This is a genomic window from Cupriavidus sp. 01L43, assembly GCF_056399925.1.
Genome location: NZ_JBFTSH010000002.1, coordinates 446,517 through 464,445, shown reverse-complemented (window position 1 = coordinate 464,445; position 17,929 = coordinate 446,517). Strand labels below are relative to the sequence as shown.

Sequence of the window (17,929 nt, the reverse complement as noted above, 5' to 3'; positions counted from 1 at the left end):
ACGGGTCGCTGCCTCGGTCGACCTAGTCGACCTAGTCGAGTTGGGGCAGCACCGTGAAGCCATCCGCGCCAAGCCGCAGCACGGCCGCGCGCGGATGGCGGCCATCGAGATCCCAGTCGGTCAGCACCCAGCGCACGGTCTCGCCGTGGGCATGGCGCGCGGGCCGGTGGGTATGGCCGTGGATGAGCGTGGCGGCGCCATGGACGTCCAGCAGCGCGGCGACGGCGGCGGGCGTGGCATCGCCGTAGGTGGGTGGGGTGGCGGCCGGATTGGCCAGTTGCCGTGCGCGGCCCGCCTCGCTGTCCGCGCGCAGCCGTTGCGCCACGGCCATGCGTGCCGAGAGCGGCAACGCCAGGAACAGCCGCTGCACCCAGCGCTTGCGCGTCCAGTGGCGGAAGCGCATGTAGCGGACGTCATCGGTACAGAGCATGTCGCCGTGACTCAGGACCACGCGCTGGCCGGCACACTCAATCAGCGTGGGATCGGGCAGCAGCGTGGCGCCGGCAGCCGCCGCGAAGTGCGCGCCGATCAGGAAATCGCGGTTGCCGTGCATCAGGTACACCGACACGCCGGCATCGGCCAGGCGCCGTAGCGACGCAGCCACATCGGCGGCGAACGGCGAGGCCGTTTCTTCGTCGCCGACCCAGAATTCAAAGAAATCGCCAAGGATAAACAGCGCGCGCGCGTCTTGCGCGGCGCGGTCCAGCACGCGCCGGAACGCGGCCAGCGTGCGGGGCATGCCCGGCGTGAGATGGAGGTCGGAAATGAACCACGCCGGCGCCGGCACCTGCAAGGGCAGGGGCGCGGACGCCGGCGGGCGGGGCGTGGCGGTCATGCGCGTCGAGGGTTCGGGATCATGCCGCCCGCAGAGAGCATTAATTGCAACAGGATTGGTGCAAAGACACTTATTCGACCACAACGGCCTTTTCGATCACCACGTCATCCACCGGTACGTCCTGGTGGAAGCCCGAGCTGCCCGTGCGCACGGCCTTGATCTGGTCGACCACTTCGGTGCCTTCCACGATCTTGCCGAACACGGCGTAGCCGAAGCCTTGCGGCGTGGGCGAGCTGAAGTTCAGGAAGTCGTTGTCCACCACGTTGATGAAGAACTGGGCCGTGGCCGAGTGCGGGGCGTTGGTGCGGGCCATCGCCACGGTGTACTTGTCGTTCTTCAGGCCGTTGCCGGCTTCGTTCTCGATCGCGGCGTCGGTGTCCTTCTGCTTCATGCCGGGTTCGAAACCGCCGCCCTGGATCATGAAGTTCTTGATCACGCGGTGGAAAACCGTGTTGTCGTAGTGGCCCTTGCGCACGTACGACAGGAAGTTTTCGACCGATTTCGGTGCCTTTTCGGCGTCGAGTTCGATGGTGATGACACCCTGGTTGGTGTGCAGTTGTACCTTGGACATGGCGTTACCTCTGTTCTATGGCGGTTGGTGTTCGGGGTGTTACTTGACGACAGTGGCCGATTCGATCACGACCGGCGCAGCCGGCACGTTGCGCATGGCGCCGTAGGCCGTGGTGGGCATCGACTTGATCTTGTCGATCGTGTCCATGCCTTCCACCACCTTGCCGAAGACGGCGTAGCCGTTGCCATCGGGCTGCGGGTAGTCGAGGTTCGGATTATCCACCACATTGACGAAGAACTGCGCGGTGGCCGAGTTCGGATTGGACGTGCGGGCCATGGCCACGGTGCCGGCCTTGTTCTTCAGGCCGTTCTGCGCTTCGAGCGGAATCGGCGCGCGCGTTGGCTTCTCCTTCATGTCGCGGTCGAAGCCGCCGCCCTGGACCATGAAGCCATTGATCACGCGGTGGAAGATCGTGCCGCCGTAGAAGCCGCTTTTCACGTACTCCATGAAATTGGCGACGGTCTTGGGCGCGGCTTCCGGGTACACCTCGATGGTGAACTTGCCGGCGTTCGTGACGAACTGCACGCGCTCGGTCTTGGGCGCGGCGGCGGCCGGGCTGGCGCCCTGGGCCATCGCGGCCAGTGGAGACAGGGCGGCGGCGGCCATCAGGCCAGCCAGGACGATGCGGCGGGAAACGGTCATGTTCTGGACTCCGTGATGCGGGATTGGGGGCTGGCGGCGCCTGGCAAACGTTCGGAAACGATCGCCGGCGCCCGCAAGCCTGCTAGGGGTGGATGATCAGCGTGCCGCCGGGGCACTGGCCGGCGCAGGCGCTGCCGCAGCCGGGCGTACCTGCTGCAGTGCAGCGGCGGCGCGGGTGTCCTTCGGATTGCGCTTCACGGCCTGGGCGTAGGCCTGTTCGGCCAGGCGCCGGTACACATCGCCCAGATTGCTATAGGCGATGGCATAGTCGGGGCGCGAATCCAGCGCGGCGAGCAGTTCGGCTTCGGCACGCTTCAGGTCGCCGCGCTTGGCGTAGAGCAGGGCGAGGTTGTTGTGCGGCTCGGGCAGCTCGGGGAAGTCCTGGGCCATTTCCGAGAAGGCCTTGATGGCGTCGTCCTCGCGCCCGGCCTGGGCCAGCGCCCAGGCACGCTGGAAGCGCGCCTGCGCGTTGCGCGGGTTGGCGGCCAGCACGCGGTCGAAGCCCTCTACGGCGTCGTCGTAGCGCTTGTCCTTCACGGCTTTTTCCGCCGGAACCATGCCGGGGTCCGCCGAGCGGGGGCCAGTACCGGGTGCCGGCGGCGCCTCCAGATACCGCGGGCCCTGCGCGAACGCCGGGGCGGCGAGCAGGGCGCCGGCCATGGCCAGTACGCCCGCCACGGCGCGGAAGGGGCTGGCACGGCGGCCGGCGGCAGGGGCGGGGCGGGAGGTCATGGTCGGGGTGGGCAGAAGCAGGCTCATGTAAGGGCGGTCCGTTATACTCCGCGGCATTCTAGCAAAGCGGCAGGACGTGCAGCACAGGCCGCAGGGCCTTCCGGTAAGATATGGGGCCCGCACGCCGTGGCCAGTATGCTTGTGCGCGTCCGCCGAATGGCGTCCCGCGGTGCCGGTGCGTCCTCCTTCACTCTTCGATCGCTTCATGCAGCAACTGAACATCTACAACACGCTCGCGCGTGAAAAGCAGCCTTTCGTGCCAATCGAACCGGGCAAGGTCCGCATGTATGTGTGCGGCATGACCGTGTACGACTATTGTCACGTCGGCCACGCGCGCGTGATGGTGGTGTTCGACATGGTGCACCGCTGGCTGCGCGCCGCCGGCTATGACGTGACGTACGTGCAGAACATCACGGACATCGACGACAAGATCATCCGCCGGGCGGCCGAGAATGGCGAGACAATTGGCCAGCTGACCACGCGCTTCATCCAGTACATGCACGAGGATGCCGCCGCGCTGGGCATCATCCGCCCCGATCACGAGCCCCGCGCCACCGACTTCGTGCCGCAGATGCTGAACCTGATCGAGAAGCTCGAGGCCAACGGCCTGGCCTACCAGGCGGCCGATGGCGATGTGAACTACTCGGTGCGCAAGTTCCAGGGCTACGGCAAGCTGTCCGGCAAGTCGCTGGAAGACCTGCGCGCCGGTGAGCGCGTGACCGCCAACGACGCCAAGCAGGACCCGCTCGACTTCGTGCTGTGGAAGTCCGCCAAGCCGACTGAGCCGCCCGAGACCAAATGGGACTCGAAGTGGGGCAGCGGCCGGCCGGGCTGGCATATCGAATGCTCGGCCATGAGCTGCACGCTGCTGGGCGAGCATTTCGACATCCACGGCGGCGGCGCCGACCTCCAGTTCCCGCACCACGAGAACGAAATCGCCCAGTCCGAGGGCGCGAGCGGCAAGCCGTTCGTCAATATGTGGATGCATAACGGCTTCGTGCGCGTGAACGACGAAAAGATGTCGAAGTCGCTCGGCAACTTCTTCACGATCCGCGAGGTGCTGAAGGCCTACGACCCGGAAGTCGTGCGCTTCTTCATCCTGCGCGCCCACTACCGCAGCCCGCTGAACTACAGCGACGCCCACCTGGACGACGCCCGCCACGCGCTGACGCGCCTGTACACGGCGCTCAAGGAAACGCAGCCCGGCGGCTGCGCGGTCGATTGGGAGGAGCCGCACGCCAAGCGCTTCGCAGAGGCGATGAACGACGACTTCAACACGCCGATCGCGATGGCGGTGCTGTTTGACCTCGCCAGTGAGGTCAATCGCTCCGGCTCGGCACAGATGGCGCGCCAGCTCAAGTCGCTGGCCGGCACGCTGGGCCTGCTCGAGCGCGATCCGCATACCTTCCTGCAGGGCGGCAAGGTGGCCGATGGCCCCACGGCCGAGCAGATCGAGGAGCGCATCGCTGCGCGCAAGGCCGCCAAGGCCGCGCGCAATTTCGCCGAGGCGGACGGCATTCGTGCCGAACTGCTCGCGGCCGGCGTGGTGCTCGAGGACAAGCCAGGCGGTGCCACCGAGTGGAGGCGTGCTTGAACGCTGCCGCGCGCAAGCCGAAGGTGGCCGGGAAGCCGGCTGCCAAGGTGCCCGGCAAGGTGGCGACGAAGTCGACCAAGGCGGCCGGCAAGGCCGCCAAGCCGGCATTGCCCGAAGCCAAGGCGGTGCCGCTGCCGGTGGAGACGGTCGTCGACGCAGTACGTCCCGCCTATTGGGATGAGGCCTGCGCCGACCTGATGAAGCGCGACCGCATCCTCAAGAAGATGATTCCGACGTATGGCCCTGCACACCTGATCTCGCGCGGTGATCCATTCGTCACGTTGGCGCGCTCCGTCGTCGGCCAGCAGATCTCGGTGAAGGCCGCGCAGTCGGTCTGGGAGCGCCTGGTCACGATGTGTCCGAAGCTCACGCCGGCCCAGTTCCTGAAGTCCGGCGCCGAGCAGCTCGCTACCTGTGGCCTTTCTCGCCGCAAAGCCGAATACATCATCGATCTGGCTGAACATTTCAAGGCCGGGCGCGTCCATGTGAAAGAGTGGGCAGCGATGGACGACGAGGCGGTGATCGCCGAGTTGATCCAGATCCGCGGCATCGGCCGCTGGACGGCCGAGATGTTCCTGATGTTCAATCTGATGCGGCCGAACGTGCTGCCGCTCGATGATGTCGGATTGATCAACGCGATCTCCGCCAACTACTTTAGTGGCGAACCCGTCACCCGCAGCGAGGCGCGCGAGGTGGCGGCCAACTGGGAACCGTGGCGCACGGTGGCCACGTGGTACATGTGGCGCAGCCTCGACCCCCTACCGGTGACTTACTAGGAACCAGGCAGTCCATCAACAGGCAGTGACGGCGTTGATTTTGCGCATAAGTGCTTGAAAATCAACATGTCGGGCGGTCGAAACCGGTATTTTTTCCGGTAGAATGCGCCCCTTCACAGACAGGTCCGTGTTTCTATGAAAACCACCTTCCTGGATTTTGAACAGCCGATTGCCGAGCTCGAGGCAAAAATCGAAGAACTGCGCTTTGTGCAGGATGACTCGGCTGTAGATATTTCCGAAGAGATTTCGCGGCTGGCCGGCAAGAGCCAGCAGCTGACCAAAGACATTTACGCCAACCTGACCCCGTGGCAGGTTGCGCAGATCGCCCGCCATCCGCAGCGTCCGTACACGCTGGACTACGTGCGGGAGATCTTCACCGACTTCCATGAACTGCACGGCGACCGCGCGTTCGCGGACGACCTGTCCATCGTCGGCGGCCTGGCCCGCTTCAATGGCCAGGCGTGCATGGTGCTTGGCCACCAGAAGGGCCGTGACACGAAGGAGCGCGCGCTGCGCAACTTCGGCATGTCCAAGCCCGAGGGCTACCGCAAGGCCAAGCGCCTGATGGAGCTGGCGGACAAGTTCGGCCTGCCGATCTTCACCTTCGTCGATACGCCGGGCGCCTTCCCGGGCATCGACGCCGAGGAGCGCGGCCAGTCGGAAGCCATCGGTCACAACCTGTTTGTGATGGCCGGCCTGAAGGTGCCCCTGATCGCCACGATCATCGGCGAAGGCGGCTCGGGCGGCGCGCTGGCGATTGCCGTGGGCGACGTGGTGCAGATGCTGCAATTCGCTACCTATGCGGTGATCTCGCCGGAAGGCTGCGCTTCCATCCTCTGGAAGACCGCCGAGAAGGCACCGGAAGCCGCCGAGGCACTGGGCCTGACCGCGCACCGCCTGAAGGCGCTGGGCCTGATCGACAAGATCGTGAGCGAGCCGCTGGGCGGCGCGCATCGCGATCCGAAGAACATGGCGACGATGCTCAAGCGCTCGCTGGCGGAATCGCTGCGCCAGTTCCAGGGCATGAGCGTCAAGGAACTGCAGGCACGCCGGCACGAACGGCTGATGGCCTATGGCAAGTTCAAGGAAACCGGCGCCCAGGAATGACGGGCGCGCCGGTGTGGTGCCGTTGACCGCACCCCTGACCGACAAGGTCGCACGGGCTCTCCAGGCCGGTGCGGCCTTTGTTGTTTCTGGCGGCGCGGCGCCGGTCACGGTGGCCGTGGCGCTCTCGGGCGGGCGCGATTCGGTGGCCTTGCTCCATGCCACGCGTGCCGCGGCGACCCAGGACACGGCGCTGGCCTCGGCCGTGCGCGTGGTGGCGCTGCACGTCCATCATGGCCTGCAGGCGCCGGCCGACGAGTGGGAGCACTTCTGCGCGACGCTGTGCCGCGAGGCGCAGGTGCCGCTGGTCACCGAGCGCGTGACCGTGCAGGCGCTGGCGGGCGAGGGCATCGAGGCCGCCGCGCGCCGGGCCCGCTACGCCGCGCTCGGGCGGATGTGCCGGGCGCACGGCGCCGCGCTGCTGCTGTTCGCCCATCATCGCGACGATCAGGTGGAAACGGTGCTGATGCGGCTGTTCCGCGGCGCTGGCGTGGCTGGTATGGCCGGCATGCCCGCGCGGCGGCCGCTGGACGCGCAGGGCGACGTGCAACTGCTACGGCCCTGGCTCGATGTCTCGCGCGACGAGATCGACGCCTATTGCGCCGCGCACGGGCTGTCGTGGATCGAAGATCCTTCAAATGCCGATACCCGCTTCGTCCGCAATGCCCTGCGCGCACAACTGCCGGCGCTGCGCGAAGCCTTTCCCGCGCTGGTCGAGAACGTGCTCCAGGCCGCCTCGCATTTCGGCCAGGCGGCGGCCATGCTCGACGGGCTCGCGGCCGGTGAGCTGGCCCGTCTCGTCTCGCCGGGGCGCGACGCGGACACCCTTGCCGAACTCGATCTGGCCGGCCTGCGTGCCTTGCCCTCCGGCCACGCCGACGCCGTGCTGCGCCACTGGCTGCGCGACCTCGGCGCGCAACCGCCTTCCACGGCGCGGTTGGCCGCGATGCGGGCACAACTGATCGAGCGTGACGGCGGCGAGCCCGCCATCGCGCATGACGGACTGGTGCTGCGGCGTTTCCGCGACAAGGCGCTGGCCTGCCGCGCGGTGCCGGACGCCGCGCCGGCAGCGTTCGAATTCCTCTGGCACGGCGAGGAACGCATCGTGGTGCCGGCATGGCGGGGTGCATTGCGATTCACGCGCGACGACACCTTCGGCGTGCCGGAAGCGGTGCTGCACGGCCCGCTGCGGCTGGCGGCCCGGCAGGGCGGTGAACGGATCGTGCTGCGGCCCGGCGGCCCGGCGCGCGCGCTCAAGCAGGCCTACCAGGAGGCCGCCGTGCCGGCGTGGCGGCGCGCCTGGCTGCCGCTGCTGTGGAGCGGCGCCCAAGTCGTGCTGGCAGCCGGGCTCGGCATGCATCGCCGCTGGCCGGCCGATGCGCCCCATGCGCCACGCTGGCGCGTTGAGTGGGTGGAACTCGGCTAGGGCTCCCATCGGGAGCAAGGGCTGCGCCCCGCCACAGCCTTGCCTGACGGCCGGCGATCGTGTATTTTCAAGGGCTTTGCACAATCGCTGGCGTCGACAAGAAGATGGCTCTCATCGTTCACAAATACGGCGGCACTTCGATGGGTTCCACGGAACGCATCAAGAATGTCGCCAAGCGCGTGGCCAAGTGGCACCGCGCCGGTCACCGCGTTGTCGTGGTGCCTTCGGCCATGTCGGGTGAAACCAATCGCCTGCTGGGCCTTGCCAAGGAAATTTCCGCGCAGCCTGACCCGCGTGAACTGGACATGCTGGCCTCCACTGGCGAGCAGGCCAGTGTGGCCCTGCTGGCCATCGCGCTGCACGGCGAAGGCATCAACGCGGTCAGCTACACGGGCTGGCAGGTGCCGGTGAAGACCGATTCGGCCTACACCAAGGCGCGGATCGAGTCGATCGACGACGAGCGCATCCTGGGTGACCTGGACGCCGGCCGCGTGGTCGTGATCACGGGCTTCCAGGGCATCGACGACAGCGGCAACGTCACCACGCTGGGCCGTGGTGGCTCCGATACCTCGGCCGTGGCCATCGCCGCCGCCATCGAGGCTGACGAGTGCCTGATCTATACCGATGTGGACGGCGTGTACACGACCGATCCACGCGTGGTCGAGGACGCCCGCCGCCTGGACCAGATCACCTTCGAGGAAATGCTGGAAATGGCCAGCCTGGGTTCGAAGGTGCTGCAGATCCGCTCGGTGGAGTTCGCCGGCAAGTACCGCGTGAAGACGCGCGTGCTCTCGTCGCTGACCGACCCCCTGATGCCGCTCGAGCAGGAAATGCACTCGGGCACGCTGATTACTTTTGAGGAAGAGTCTGACATGGAAGCAGCCGTCATCTCCGGCATCGCCTTTGCCCGTGACGAAGCCAAGATCACCGTTCTGGGCGTGCCGGACAAGCCGGGCATCGCCTACCAGATCCTGGGCCCGATCGCCGACGCCAATATCGACGTCGACATGATCATCCAGAACCAGTCCGTGGACGGCAAGACCGACTTTACGTTCACGGTGCCGCGCGGCGAGTACCAGCGCGCGCTGACCATCCTGACCGACAGCGTGAAGGGCCATATCGGCGCCGCCAGCGTGTCCGGCGACCCGAAGGTGTCGAAGGTGTCGGTGGTGGGCGTGGGCATGCGCTCGCACGTGGGCATCGCCAGCAAGATGTTCCGCACGCTGTCGGAAGAAGGCATCAACATCCAGATGATCTCCACCTCGGAAATCAAGATCTCGGTGCTGATCGACGAGAAGTACATGGAGCTGGCCGTGCGCGCGCTCCACAAGGTGTTCGAGCTGGATCAGGCGTGATCTGGTGAGTGTTGTGTCTGGCGGGGTAGGTGTCGCGTTTTTTGCGCGATTGGTCGTGGAAATGTCATTGACCAGTTGAGACGACCCCGCTAGAATACGCGCTTCGTTGTGCGGCCTCCCTCGCACAACGCAAGTTTGGGAGACGTGGCCGAGAGGTCGAAGGCACTCCCCTGCTAAGGGAGCATCCGGGCCAAAACCTGGATCGAGGGTTCGAATCCCTCCGTCTCCGCCACTACATCGTAATGGCGGCGAACCCCGGAAGATCGCGGTCTTCCGGGGTTTTGTTTTTTCTGGCGCGGGTTTTTCGGACACGACACTGACGAGGCCGATTCCGCCCGACCCGCTCAAGCGAATCGGGGCGGCCATGCAGACGCGCATGAATCTGGCGGCGGCCTGCGGCGAGGTTTGATGCGGTGCGGCATGCTAGGATGGACGCCTCCGTTTTTCGCGCTGCCCCGCCCCCATGAATACGCTCTACGCGACGCTTGGCGTACCGTCCGATGCTACGCTCGACGAGATCAAGCTCGCCTATCGCCGCGCGGCGATGAAGTGGCATCCGGACCGCAACCCCGGTCGCGAAACCGAGGCGCATGCCGCCTTCCAGCAGATTCGCGATGCCTATTCGATCCTGTCCGATGCCGAGCAGCGACAGGTCTACGACGACGTCTTCGAACGCGAAACGCGCCGCTGGGAAGCCGAGCATGCGGCCGAGGAAGCCGAGGCGCGCGAGGTGCAGGAAGCGGCCAGGCGTGCGGCACAGGAGCACTACGAGAAGATGGTCGCCATCGCCATGCGTTTTGCCGACGATGGGCACACCCGCGACGTCCTGTTCGGTGTGCTACTGGGCCGGGATTGCGAGGCGGACCTTGCCGGACGCATTGCCGACAGCGTCTGGGCGCTGCACGAGTCGCGCAAGGCGGCGGACGCAGCCGCCCCGTCACCCGAGGCCGCCCCTGCGGAAGCGGAAAAGCCCGTCAGTGCGTTCGAGACGTTCTGGCAGGGGATGTTCCGGTTCCGCTAGCCGCCCCGCGTCTCACTCGACCTTGATGTTGGCGGTCTTGACGACCTCGCCGTACTTCTTCAGGTCCGCCTGGATCTGCTTGCCAAACGCCTCCGATGAATTGCCGACCGGCACGATGCCCAGCGTGGCGAGCCGTTCGCGCGTCTCAGGCTGGTTGACCACGACGTTCAACTCCTTCGACAGTCGGTCGACGATCTCTTTTGGCGTCTTGGCGGGGGCCAGCAATCCCACCCACGAGTCGTTGACCAGGCCTGTGACGCCGGATTCCTCCAGCGTTGGCACATCCGGCAGCGTCGATACGCGGCTCGCGCCGGAGACTACAATCGCGGTGGCCTTGCCGGTTTTCACGTATTGCTGCGCGCCGGCCACGGCCGTGTACAGCACCGGCAGCGTGCCGCCCACCAGATCCCCCATCGCCTGGCCGCCGCCCTTGTAGGGGATGTGCGTCATCTTCAGGCCGGTGCGGGCCTTGAGCAGCTCGCCGGCCAGGTGCGGCGTGCTGCCGGTGCCGGCGCTACCGTATGACAACCCTTCAGGCCGGGTCTGCGAATACGCGACGAGTTCCTTCAGGTTCTTTGCCGGCACGGACGGGTGGGTAATCAGGATCAGCGCCGCATCGCCAATCTTGCCGATGGGCACGAAGTCCTTGACCGGGTCGAACGGCACTTTCGGAAAGACATGCGGATTGATGACGATGGTGCCGTCGAAAGCGAGTAGCAGTGTGTAGCCATCTGGCGCCGACTGGGCCGCCATCGCGCTGCCGATATTTCCCGAGGCACCGGGCTTGTTGTCGACCACGATCTGCTGGCCAAGGCGCTGGCCCAGCCTGTCCGCAATGACGCGCGCGCTGGTATCCGACACGCCGCCCGGCGCGAACGGTACGATCAGCCGGATCGGGCGCGACGGATACTCTTGCGCGAAGGCGCTGGTGCCAGATAGGGCAGGCGTGGCGACGGCAATGGCGCATAGCGCCTTGACGAGGGTACGGCGGTGCATAGGGTCTCCTCCTGATGCAACAGTGAGTTCGGCGGTATTCGCCTGTTATCTGCAATCTGGTGCTGCGGAACCACGGGTACGGCTTCTGTGCGATCAGACGACGATGGGCGTGGTGGCGCCATCGATCGACAGGATCGCCCCCGAGATGTAGGACGCGCGCGCCGACGCGAGAAACAGCACGGCATCGGCGATCTCTTCGGGCGCGGCAAGCCGCCCGAGCCCGGTGCGTTCGTTGGCCTTGCCGAGGGCCTCGTCGACGGTTGTGCCAGCCAGCTTCGCTTCGGCTTCCAGGCCCTGTTGAAGCCGCTCGGTGCGGGTGGCTGACGGGTTGAGGGCGTTCACCCGCACCCCGGACCGGCCATACGCGCTGGCCAGCCCTGCCGTGGCCAGCATCAGGGCGGCATTGGCGGCGCCGCCGGGCAAATGGGTCGGGCTCGCCACCTTGCCGCCCATGCCGACGACATTGACGATGGCGCCGTGGCCGGCCTGGGCCATCCGCTTGATGACCGGGTCGATGACGTGCATGTAGCTGAAGTACTTCGCGTCCATCGCATCGCGCCACGACTGGGGCGTCAGCTCCGCAGGCGGGGTGCGGCGCGCACCCCCGGCGGACGTGACCAGGATGTCGATCCCGCCCAGTGCGGCGGCTGCGGCGTCGACGGCGTGCGCGGCCTGCGCCGCGTCACTGAGGTCGGCCGCAACCGTGAAGGGATCGGCGCCCGGCGCATCGGCCACCAGTGCGCTCCGCGCGGCGGCGAGATTGGCCTCGCTGCGTCCGATGATCGCGACCTTGGCACCTTCACGCAGGAACGCTTGAGCGCAAGCGAGCCCAATGCCGCGGCTGCCGCCGGTGATCAGTACGCGCTTTTCGGTCAGTTCAAGATTCATGGGGTTTTCCTATTCGGGCTGGATGCCACCGCGTTTGGCCACGTCGGCCCATTTCCGCGTTTCCTTGTCGAGGAAGGCGCGAAACTCCGTCGGTGGGGTCAGGACGATGGTAGCCCCTTGGTCTTTCATCTGCTTGGCGAGTGCCGGGTCCTGCGTGACCTGCTGCAGGTCGTGATGGATCTGTTCCACGATGGCCGGAGACATGCCCGCCGGCCCGAACAGGCCGTACCAGTTCAGCGATTCCACGCCATCGAGTCCGGCCTCCTTGAACGTCATCGCATCGGGGAAGAGGGACATGCGCTGATCCGCCGCCACGCCGATCACGCGCAGATTGCCGCTTTGCACGTGGGGCAATGCCGTCAGCACGCTGGTGAATCCGGCGCCGACATGGCCGCCGATGACATCGACCATGATCTGTGCGCCGCCCTTGTACGACACCGGAATGGTCTTGAGATTGCCCGCCTGGCGCAGCAGCTCGCCGGTCAGTCGCGTCTGGCCTTCCGAATAACCGATGCCGAGCGGCTGGCTACGGGCGGCACTGACGAGGTCGGTCAGCGATTTCGCAGGGTTGGACTTCGATACCACCAGCACCATCGGCGAGATGGCGAGGCGTGTGATGGGGGAGAAGCCACGCACCGTGTCGTAGGGCAGGCTTTTCATCAGCACGGGATTGATCGCGTGCGAGCCCACCACCATCAGCAGCGTGTAGCCGTCCGGGGCGGACTTGTGAACGTGACTGGATCCGATCACGCCGTTGGCGCCGGGCCGGTTGTCCACCACCACCGACTGCCCCCAACGCTCGGACAGCTTCTGCGCGACCAGGCGGCTGACGATATCGGTGCCGCCACCGGGCGCATAGGGCACGACCAGCGTGACGGTCTTTTCCGGCCACTTCGCGGCGGCGTGGCCAGAAGCCAGCGCGGCGGTACAGGCCATGGCGCCCAGCACGCCTCGAATCCAGCGAATGTTCTTCATCAGGTGTCTCCTTCCTATATGGGTCTTGTCTGACCGGATGCTCGGCGGCATCCGTGTCGGCCTTACGTGCCGCTTTTACCGCGTTGGTTCTGCTGGCGCCGCAGCCATGCGATGGAGCGGCCGCCAAGGGGCCGATCCAGCAGCGATTCGGCGAATGTCACTGCATCGAGCAGTCCGTCGAGCGAAATCCCGGTACGCAGGCCGCACTGCTCGGCCATCAGCACCAGGTCTTCGGTGGCCAGGTTGCCTGCCGCGCCGGGGGCAAACGGACAGCCGCCGATGCCGCCCACGCTGGCGTCGAAGCGGCGCACGCCGGCCTCCAGCGCGGCCCATGCGTTGGCGACGCCCAGGCCGCGCGTGTCATGCAGATGCACGGCCAGCGTGCCGGGGTCGAGTGCTTGTGCCAACGTAGCCATGCGCGATTTGACGGCGGCGGGCGCTGCAGCGCCGATGGTGTCGGCGATGACGATCTCTTCCGCGCCGGCGTCCCGCATGCGGCAGGCCAGACGCAACACCGTATCGAGATCGACCGGGCCTTCGAACGGGCAGTCGAACGCGACCGCCACATAGGCACGCGTGCGCAGGCCGAGTTCGCGCGCCCGCACCAGTGTCTGTTCGCTGACATCGGTGGCCGCGTCCAGCCCCATATTGATGTTGCGCTGGTTCATCGTCTCGGTGGCTGAGAGCACCACCGCAATCTCGGTGGCGCCGGCGCCTTGCGCGCGTTCCAGGCCCTTGAGATTCGGCACCAGCGTGGAAAGCCGCAGGTCCGGGCACTGCGCCGCAGCGCGCTGGACCACGTCCGCCGCGTCGGCCATCTGCGGCACGGCCTTCGGTGAGACGAAGCTGGTGGCTTCGACGCTCCGTACGCCGGCACGCGCCAGCAGGCGGATCAGTTCTACCTTGGCATCGGTGGAGATGGCGACGGCCTGGTTCTGCAGCCCGTCGCGCGGTGCGACGTCAGTGATGACGATGTCCGGCGTGGCGTGGCGCTGTGCGTCGCTCATGCCACGGCTCCGGCTTCGCGCAGCCGCGCAATCTGTGCGTCGTCATAGCCCAGCGTGTCGCGCAGCACCGTGGCCGTATGCTCGCCCAGCGCGGGCGGACAGGTATAGGCCGGCGTGGTCACCCCGGAAAGCTTCACCGGATTGCCGGGCATCCGCACGGTCTCGCCGGTCTTCAGGGGCACCTCGACAATCATGTCGCGCGCCTCCACCTGCGGCTCGCGCAACGCATGCGCGAAATCGTTGACGGGCCCACACGGAATGCGCGCCTGCCGCAAACGGGCCAGCCAGTAGGCCGACGACTCGGCGCGCAGTTCGTTGGCGATGATGGCGTCGATCCGCGCCTTGTCGGCATAGCGGCCCGGCTGCTTCAGGTACTCGGGCGCGCGCAGTTCGGGATGATCGATCACGCTCAGGAAGCGTTCGAAGAACGCGTCGCCGATGCAGGCAATGATGATGTGGCCGTCGCTGGTCGGATAGGTGTTGTACGGCACGTGCACGAAATGGCTGTTGCCGATACGTTCGGGCACCAGGCCGGACATCAGGTGCATCGTCGCCATGTAGTTCAGCAGCGAGATCTGGGCGTCCAGCATCGAGATGTCCACGTGCTGGCCCACCCCGGTCTGCTCGCGCGCCGCCAGCGCCGCCAGCACGCCGATGGCGCCGAATACCCCGCCGCCCAGATCCCCAACGGGGATGCCGCTGCGTACCGGCGGGCCATCGGACATGCCGGTGATGGACATGCCGCCACCCATGGCCTGCACCACCTGGTCGAACGCGGGCTGCTGCCGGTCCGGCCCGGTCTGGCCGAAGCCGGTGACGGAGCAGGTGATGATGCGCGGGTTGACCTTGGAGAGCGATGCGTAATCGATACCCAGCCGCTCCGTCACGCCAGCGCTGAAATTGTCGAAGACAACGTCGGCATTGCGCACGAGATCCAGAAACACCGCCCGGCCTGCCTCGGACTTCAGGTCCACGCACACGCTTTCCTTGTTGCGGTTCAGCGTGAGGAAGTACGCACCCATCCCGTCGCGGGCGTAGTCCTCGCTCTCCGCCAGCAATTTGCGCGTGCCCTCTCCGGTGCCGGGGGGCTCCACCTTGATCGTGCGGGCACCCAGGTCGGCCAGCAGCATGGTGCCGTACGGGCCCGAGAGCATATGGGTCAGGTCAAGTACGGTGATGTGTCCTAGCGCCTGCATGGCTTCCTCCGTGTTCGTATGGAGGGTTCAGTGCAATCGGTGTGCCAGTGCCTGCGGAGTTCGCTAAGTAGCTGATTCTAAACGGAATGGGAGTGGAAGGATGACGTTCCGCATGTTTCATGAAACACTGTTGAGACATTTCATGAAACGGCCGTGAAACGCTCGTGCGATGGTCACGAGAGGCGCCGCAGCGCCCGGAGGCGGCCGACGAGGAGACCCATGCGCAACACTTCCCCTGAGCGCGGCAGCCTGCCGCGGCTTTGTTTTATCAGTTACAAGCACCTCAGCCGCTTCGCCATGACGGTGCTGGACGAGTTCGCCGACCGCGCCACGATCGAGGTGGTCAATGGTTCGTTCGAGGCCGCACTGGACGCCGCGCACGAGCGCCTGCGCGACGGGGCGGCCGACGTCTTCGTCAGCGCCGGGGCGAACGCCACGATCCTGCGCAACGCGCTCGATGCACCCGTCGCCACCATCAAGCTCAGTGGCTTCGACATCCTGGTGGCGCTCCTGCAGGCACGGCATATTTCGAACCGCGTAGGCGTGGTGATGTACGGCGAATGCATTCCCGAACTGGATGCGGTCCGCGAGTTGCTCAATATCGAGGTGGCGCAGTACGCGTACCGCACCCCTGACGAGGCACGGCAGTGCTTCGAGCGGCTCGTGCGTGACGGCTATGAGGTGGTGGTGGGTTCCAGCATCGTCATGGAGCTAGCGGAGCAGTACGGCATCCAGGGGCGCCTGGCCTACTCGATCAATGCGGTGCGCCAGGGGATTGAGGACGCCATCGAACTGGCGCGCGTGGCCCGCCTGGAAGCGGGGCGCTATGACCAGCTCAACGGCGTGCTGCACAACCTGCAGGAGGCCGTTCTGGCCGTCGACCGCGACAATCGCGTGATTGCCGTCAACCCGCCGATGGAAATGCTGCTGGGCCGCGTCAAGGCGAGAATGATCGGCCAGCATCTGGAGGACATCGAGCCGGCGCTGTCGCTGCAATCCACGCTGGCCAGCGGCATGCAGGAGCGGGGCAGCGTGTTTCGCTTCGCGCAGCGCGACTGGATCGCCAATCGCACCCCGATCCGCGAGCATGGCGATACGGTGGGCGCGGCCATTACGCTCTATGACGCGCGCAATATCCAGGATGCGGATGCCAGCCTGCGCAGCCAGCAGCGCCGGCATCCGCGCAATGCGCGCAACCGCTTCGACAACCTGATCGGCGCCAGCCCGGCCTTCGAACGCGCCTGCGCGACGGCGCGGCGCTATGCCAGGACGGATCTCACGGTGCTGCTATCCGGCGAGAGCGGGGTGGGCAAGGAGCAGTTTGCGCAAGCGATTCATAACGAGAGCAAGCGCGCCGCCAAGCCGTTCGTCGCCATCAACTGCGCGGCCTTCCCGGAGGCGCTGCTGGAAAGCGAGCTGTTCGGCTACGACGAGGGCGCCTTCACCGGATCGCGCCGTGGGGGCAAGCGCGGGCTGTTCGAATCGGCCCATACCGGCACGCTGTTTCTCGACGAGATTGGCGATATGCCCGTCTCGCTGCAGACGCGGCTGCTGCGCGTGCTGCAGGAGCGCGAGATCCTGCGTCTGGGCGGTGCCATACCGATTCCGGTCGACGTGCGGATTATCGCGGCGACGCATCAGCCGCTGCCGCAGTTGATCGCCTCCAGGCAGTTCCGTCAGGATCTCTACTACCGTATCAACACGCTGCAACTGGCGTTGCCACCGCTGCGCGAGCGCCGCGAGGACATCGCCTTGCTCGCCACATTCCTGCTGCGGCGCTCGCTGGACCGGCTGGACTCGCGCCTCGACGCACCGACCCTGGTCGCGCGCTTGCTGCCAAGGCTGCAGGCGCACGCCTGGCCGGGCAATATCCGTGAGTTGGAGAATATCTGCGAGCGGATGGCGGTGTTCTTCTCGCAATGGGAGGATCTGGAGCACATTGCGTTCGACGAACTGCATCACGATTGCCCGGAACTGTTCGGGGCGGCCAGCATCATGGCGCCACCACCCGAGCTTGCGCCGTCATCATCGACCGCGCCCCGTGCACGCGTGCTGGAAGTGCTGGCCGAGTGTGGCGGCAATCGTCAGCAGGCGGCGCAACGGCTGGGCGTGAGCCGCGCGACGTTGTGGCGTTGGGAGAAGGCGGCCACGGCACAGGTTGGATAGGCTCGCTCCGCGCGACGCGATCGATCCAGTGCTGGAGTTTCTCGCGCACATCTGCCAAGATTGCGCCCCCTCTAAGATCACCGGCGAACTCGCGCAGTCTCATGGCCTCAAGCAAAGCTCACCACGCCACCGGATGGGCGGCGGCCGTCATCGCTGCAGTGGTCATCGCGAAGACCGGCAGCGAAGGGTGGGGCTGGGCCAGCATAGCGGGGTTTGTGGCGGCGATGCTGGGCAGCACCGCGCCAGACTGGATGGAAGTGGCATGGTGGTCGAGGTCGCGTCGCCTGTGGATTACCCATCGCACCTGGACGCATTGGGGCATCGCCTGGATCGGCCTCCTGCTATGGGCCTACCACGCGCTGGGCACCCATCCGTTGGCCGCACCCGCATTCGGCTTTGCCTGCGGGGGCGTCATGCACTTGCTGGCCGACTGGCCGAACCCGCTGGGCGTACCGTGGATCGCGGGGCGCCATTCGCTGAACTGGTGGAAGAGCGGGCGGTGCGACCTTCTCATCGTCGCGACTTCATGGCTGATTGCCCTCGCCGTATCCCGCGAGTTCTGGCTGCATGGCGGCCATCCCCTCGCAATCGTCCGGCATCTGCGGACGCACTTCTGACACGCCGGGACGGTGATCCGGCGCCGCT

17 protein-coding genes and 1 tRNA gene are annotated in these 17,929 nt (G+C 66.4%); 9 read left to right on the top strand and 9 right to left on the bottom strand.

Translation table 11 applies throughout. The annotated features are described in order from the left end of the window. Positions 1-31: 31 nt before the first annotated feature. The 4 genes from AC1DP9_RS05230 to AC1DP9_RS05215 form a co-directional block, all read right to left on the bottom strand. Positions 32-835: a UDP-2,3-diacylglucosamine diphosphatase gene (locus AC1DP9_RS05230; protein ID WP_441592095.1), complete on the bottom strand. Its 804-nt coding sequence runs from the start codon at positions 833-835 to the stop codon at positions 32-34. A gap of 70 nt (positions 836-905) precedes the next feature. Then, entirely contained in the window at positions 906-1,406 is a 501-nt protein-coding gene (locus tag AC1DP9_RS05225) for a peptidylprolyl isomerase (RefSeq protein WP_092292681.1), read from the bottom strand. Positions 1,407-1,445: 39 nt separating this feature from the next. After that, positions 1,446-2,048 carry a peptidylprolyl isomerase gene (locus AC1DP9_RS05220; RefSeq protein ID WP_477106789.1) on the bottom strand — a complete coding sequence of 201 codons (603 nt, stop codon included), beginning with the start codon at positions 2,046-2,048 and terminating at the stop codon, positions 1,446-1,448. Between the two features lie 96 nt (positions 2,049-2,144). Continuing rightward, positions 2,145-2,807, bottom strand: a complete 663-nt coding sequence (locus AC1DP9_RS05215) for a tetratricopeptide repeat protein (RefSeq protein WP_477106788.1) — start codon at positions 2,805-2,807, stop codon at positions 2,145-2,147. 178 nt (positions 2,808-2,985) lie between these two features. Here AC1DP9_RS05215 and cysS point away from each other — a divergent pair, with 178 nt between their 5' ends. The 7 genes from cysS to AC1DP9_RS05180 all read left to right on the top strand — a co-directional run bounded on the left by cysS (position 2,986) and on the right by AC1DP9_RS05180 (position 10,056). Next, the gene (cysS, locus tag AC1DP9_RS05210) at positions 2,986-4,374 is read left to right on the top strand and encodes a cysteine--tRNA ligase (protein ID WP_092292686.1); all 1,389 of its coding nucleotides are present in this window, start codon (positions 2,986-2,988) and stop codon (positions 4,372-4,374) included. Next, positions 4,371-5,150, top strand: coding sequence for a DNA-3-methyladenine glycosylase family protein (locus AC1DP9_RS05205; RefSeq protein WP_092292688.1), 780 nt, complete (start codon positions 4,371-4,373; stop codon positions 5,148-5,150). The genes cysS and AC1DP9_RS05205 overlap by 4 nt, the downstream gene beginning before the upstream one ends. 135 nt (positions 5,151-5,285) lie before the next feature. Further along, positions 5,286-6,257 carry an acetyl-CoA carboxylase carboxyltransferase subunit alpha gene (locus tag AC1DP9_RS05200; protein WP_092292690.1) on the top strand — a complete coding sequence of 324 codons (972 nt, stop codon included), beginning with the start codon at positions 5,286-5,288 and terminating at the stop codon, positions 6,255-6,257. Next, positions 6,223-7,680, top strand: a complete 1,458-nt coding sequence (gene tilS, locus AC1DP9_RS05195) for a tRNA lysidine(34) synthetase TilS (protein ID WP_477106787.1) — start codon at positions 6,223-6,225, stop codon at positions 7,678-7,680. Before AC1DP9_RS05200 ends, tilS begins: the two co-directional genes overlap by 35 nt. A 104-nt stretch (positions 7,681-7,784) precedes the next feature. Further along, on the top strand, positions 7,785-9,035 hold the full coding sequence (locus tag AC1DP9_RS05190) for an aspartate kinase (protein ID WP_092292692.1): 1,251 nt from the start codon (positions 7,785-7,787) through the stop codon (positions 9,033-9,035). A 138-nt stretch (positions 9,036-9,173) separates the two neighbouring features. Further along, positions 9,174-9,267: transfer RNA gene (locus AC1DP9_RS05185), tRNA-Ser, on the top strand. Positions 9,268-9,498: 231 nt separating this feature from the next. Further along, positions 9,499-10,056: a J domain-containing protein gene (locus AC1DP9_RS05180; protein WP_092292694.1), complete on the top strand. Its 558-nt coding sequence runs from the start codon at positions 9,499-9,501 to the stop codon at positions 10,054-10,056. Between the two features lie 12 nt (positions 10,057-10,068). On the opposite strand, the gene AC1DP9_RS05175 is transcribed toward AC1DP9_RS05180, so the two are convergent. The 5 genes from AC1DP9_RS05175 to AC1DP9_RS05155 all read right to left on the bottom strand — a co-directional run bounded on the left by AC1DP9_RS05175 (position 10,069) and on the right by AC1DP9_RS05155 (position 15,118). Next, positions 10,069-11,052: a Bug family tripartite tricarboxylate transporter substrate binding protein gene (locus tag AC1DP9_RS05175; protein WP_477106786.1), complete on the bottom strand. Its 984-nt coding sequence runs from the start codon at positions 11,050-11,052 to the stop codon at positions 10,069-10,071. Between the two features lie 93 nt (positions 11,053-11,145). Next, positions 11,146-11,940 carry an SDR family oxidoreductase gene (locus tag AC1DP9_RS05170; protein ID WP_477106785.1) on the bottom strand — a complete coding sequence of 265 codons (795 nt, stop codon included), beginning with the start codon at positions 11,938-11,940 and terminating at the stop codon, positions 11,146-11,148. Between the two features lie 9 nt (positions 11,941-11,949). Then, positions 11,950-12,915, bottom strand: a complete 966-nt coding sequence (locus AC1DP9_RS05165) for a Bug family tripartite tricarboxylate transporter substrate binding protein (RefSeq protein WP_092292700.1) — start codon at positions 12,913-12,915, stop codon at positions 11,950-11,952. Positions 12,916-12,977: 62 nt separating this feature from the next. Beyond that, positions 12,978-13,922: a hydroxymethylglutaryl-CoA lyase gene (locus AC1DP9_RS05160; protein ID WP_477106784.1), complete on the bottom strand. Its 945-nt coding sequence runs from the start codon at positions 13,920-13,922 to the stop codon at positions 12,978-12,980. Then, entirely contained in the window at positions 13,919-15,118 is a 1,200-nt protein-coding gene (locus tag AC1DP9_RS05155; protein ID WP_477106783.1) for a CaiB/BaiF CoA transferase family protein, read from the bottom strand. Before AC1DP9_RS05155 ends, AC1DP9_RS05160 begins: the two co-directional genes overlap by 4 nt. Positions 15,119-15,337: 219 nt before the next feature. Here AC1DP9_RS05155 and prpR point away from each other — a divergent pair, with 219 nt between their 5' ends. Both prpR and AC1DP9_RS05145 read left to right on the top strand, forming a co-directional pair. Beyond that, the gene (gene prpR, locus AC1DP9_RS05150) at positions 15,338-17,284 is read left to right on the top strand and encodes a propionate catabolism operon regulatory protein PrpR (RefSeq protein ID WP_477106782.1); all 1,947 of its coding nucleotides are present in this window, start codon (positions 15,338-15,340) and stop codon (positions 17,282-17,284) included. 101 nt (positions 17,285-17,385) lie between these two features. Beyond that, positions 17,386-17,901 (top strand): metal-dependent hydrolase, encoded by a 516-nt coding sequence (locus AC1DP9_RS05145; protein ID WP_477106781.1) that lies wholly within the window; start codon positions 17,386-17,388, stop codon positions 17,899-17,901. Positions 17,902-17,929 lie beyond the last annotated feature (28 nt).

Excerpts from the sequence above, each read along its gene's own strand:
- AC1DP9_RS05230 (WP_441592095.1), bottom strand. The coding sequence starts at position 835 with ATGACCGCCACGCCCCGCCCGCCGGCGTCCGCGCCCCTGCCCTTGCAG.
- AC1DP9_RS05225 (WP_092292681.1), bottom strand. The coding sequence starts at position 1,406 with ATGTCCAAGGTACAACTGCACACCAACCAGGGTGTCATCACCATCGAA.
- AC1DP9_RS05220 (WP_477106789.1), bottom strand. The coding sequence starts at position 2,048 with ATGACCGTTTCCCGCCGCATCGTCCTGGCTGGCCTGATGGCCGCCGCC.
- AC1DP9_RS05215 (WP_477106788.1), bottom strand. The coding sequence starts at position 2,807 with ATGAGCCTGCTTCTGCCCACCCCGACCATGACCTCCCGCCCCGCCCCT.
- cysS (WP_092292686.1), top strand. The coding sequence starts at position 2,986 with ATGCAGCAACTGAACATCTACAACACGCTCGCGCGTGAAAAGCAGCCT.
- AC1DP9_RS05200 (WP_092292690.1), top strand. The coding sequence starts at position 5,286 with ATGAAAACCACCTTCCTGGATTTTGAACAGCCGATTGCCGAGCTCGAG.
- tilS (WP_477106787.1), top strand. The coding sequence starts at position 6,223 with ATGGCAAGTTCAAGGAAACCGGCGCCCAGGAATGACGGGCGCGCCGGT.
- AC1DP9_RS05190 (WP_092292692.1), top strand. The coding sequence starts at position 7,785 with ATGGCTCTCATCGTTCACAAATACGGCGGCACTTCGATGGGTTCCACG.
- AC1DP9_RS05180 (WP_092292694.1), top strand. The coding sequence starts at position 9,499 with ATGAATACGCTCTACGCGACGCTTGGCGTACCGTCCGATGCTACGCTC.
- AC1DP9_RS05175 (WP_477106786.1), bottom strand. The coding sequence starts at position 11,052 with ATGCACCGCCGTACCCTCGTCAAGGCGCTATGCGCCATTGCCGTCGCC.
- AC1DP9_RS05170 (WP_477106785.1), bottom strand. The coding sequence starts at position 11,940 with ATGAATCTTGAACTGACCGAAAAGCGCGTACTGATCACCGGCGGCAGC.
- AC1DP9_RS05165 (WP_092292700.1), bottom strand. The coding sequence starts at position 12,915 with ATGAAGAACATTCGCTGGATTCGAGGCGTGCTGGGCGCCATGGCCTGT.
- AC1DP9_RS05160 (WP_477106784.1), bottom strand. The coding sequence starts at position 13,922 with ATGAGCGACGCACAGCGCCACGCCACGCCGGACATCGTCATCACTGAC.
- AC1DP9_RS05155 (WP_477106783.1), bottom strand. The coding sequence starts at position 15,118 with ATGCAGGCGCTAGGACACATCACCGTACTTGACCTGACCCATATGCTC.
- prpR (WP_477106782.1), top strand. The coding sequence starts at position 15,338 with ATGCGCAACACTTCCCCTGAGCGCGGCAGCCTGCCGCGGCTTTGTTTT.
- AC1DP9_RS05145 (WP_477106781.1), top strand. The coding sequence starts at position 17,386 with ATGGCCTCAAGCAAAGCTCACCACGCCACCGGATGGGCGGCGGCCGTC.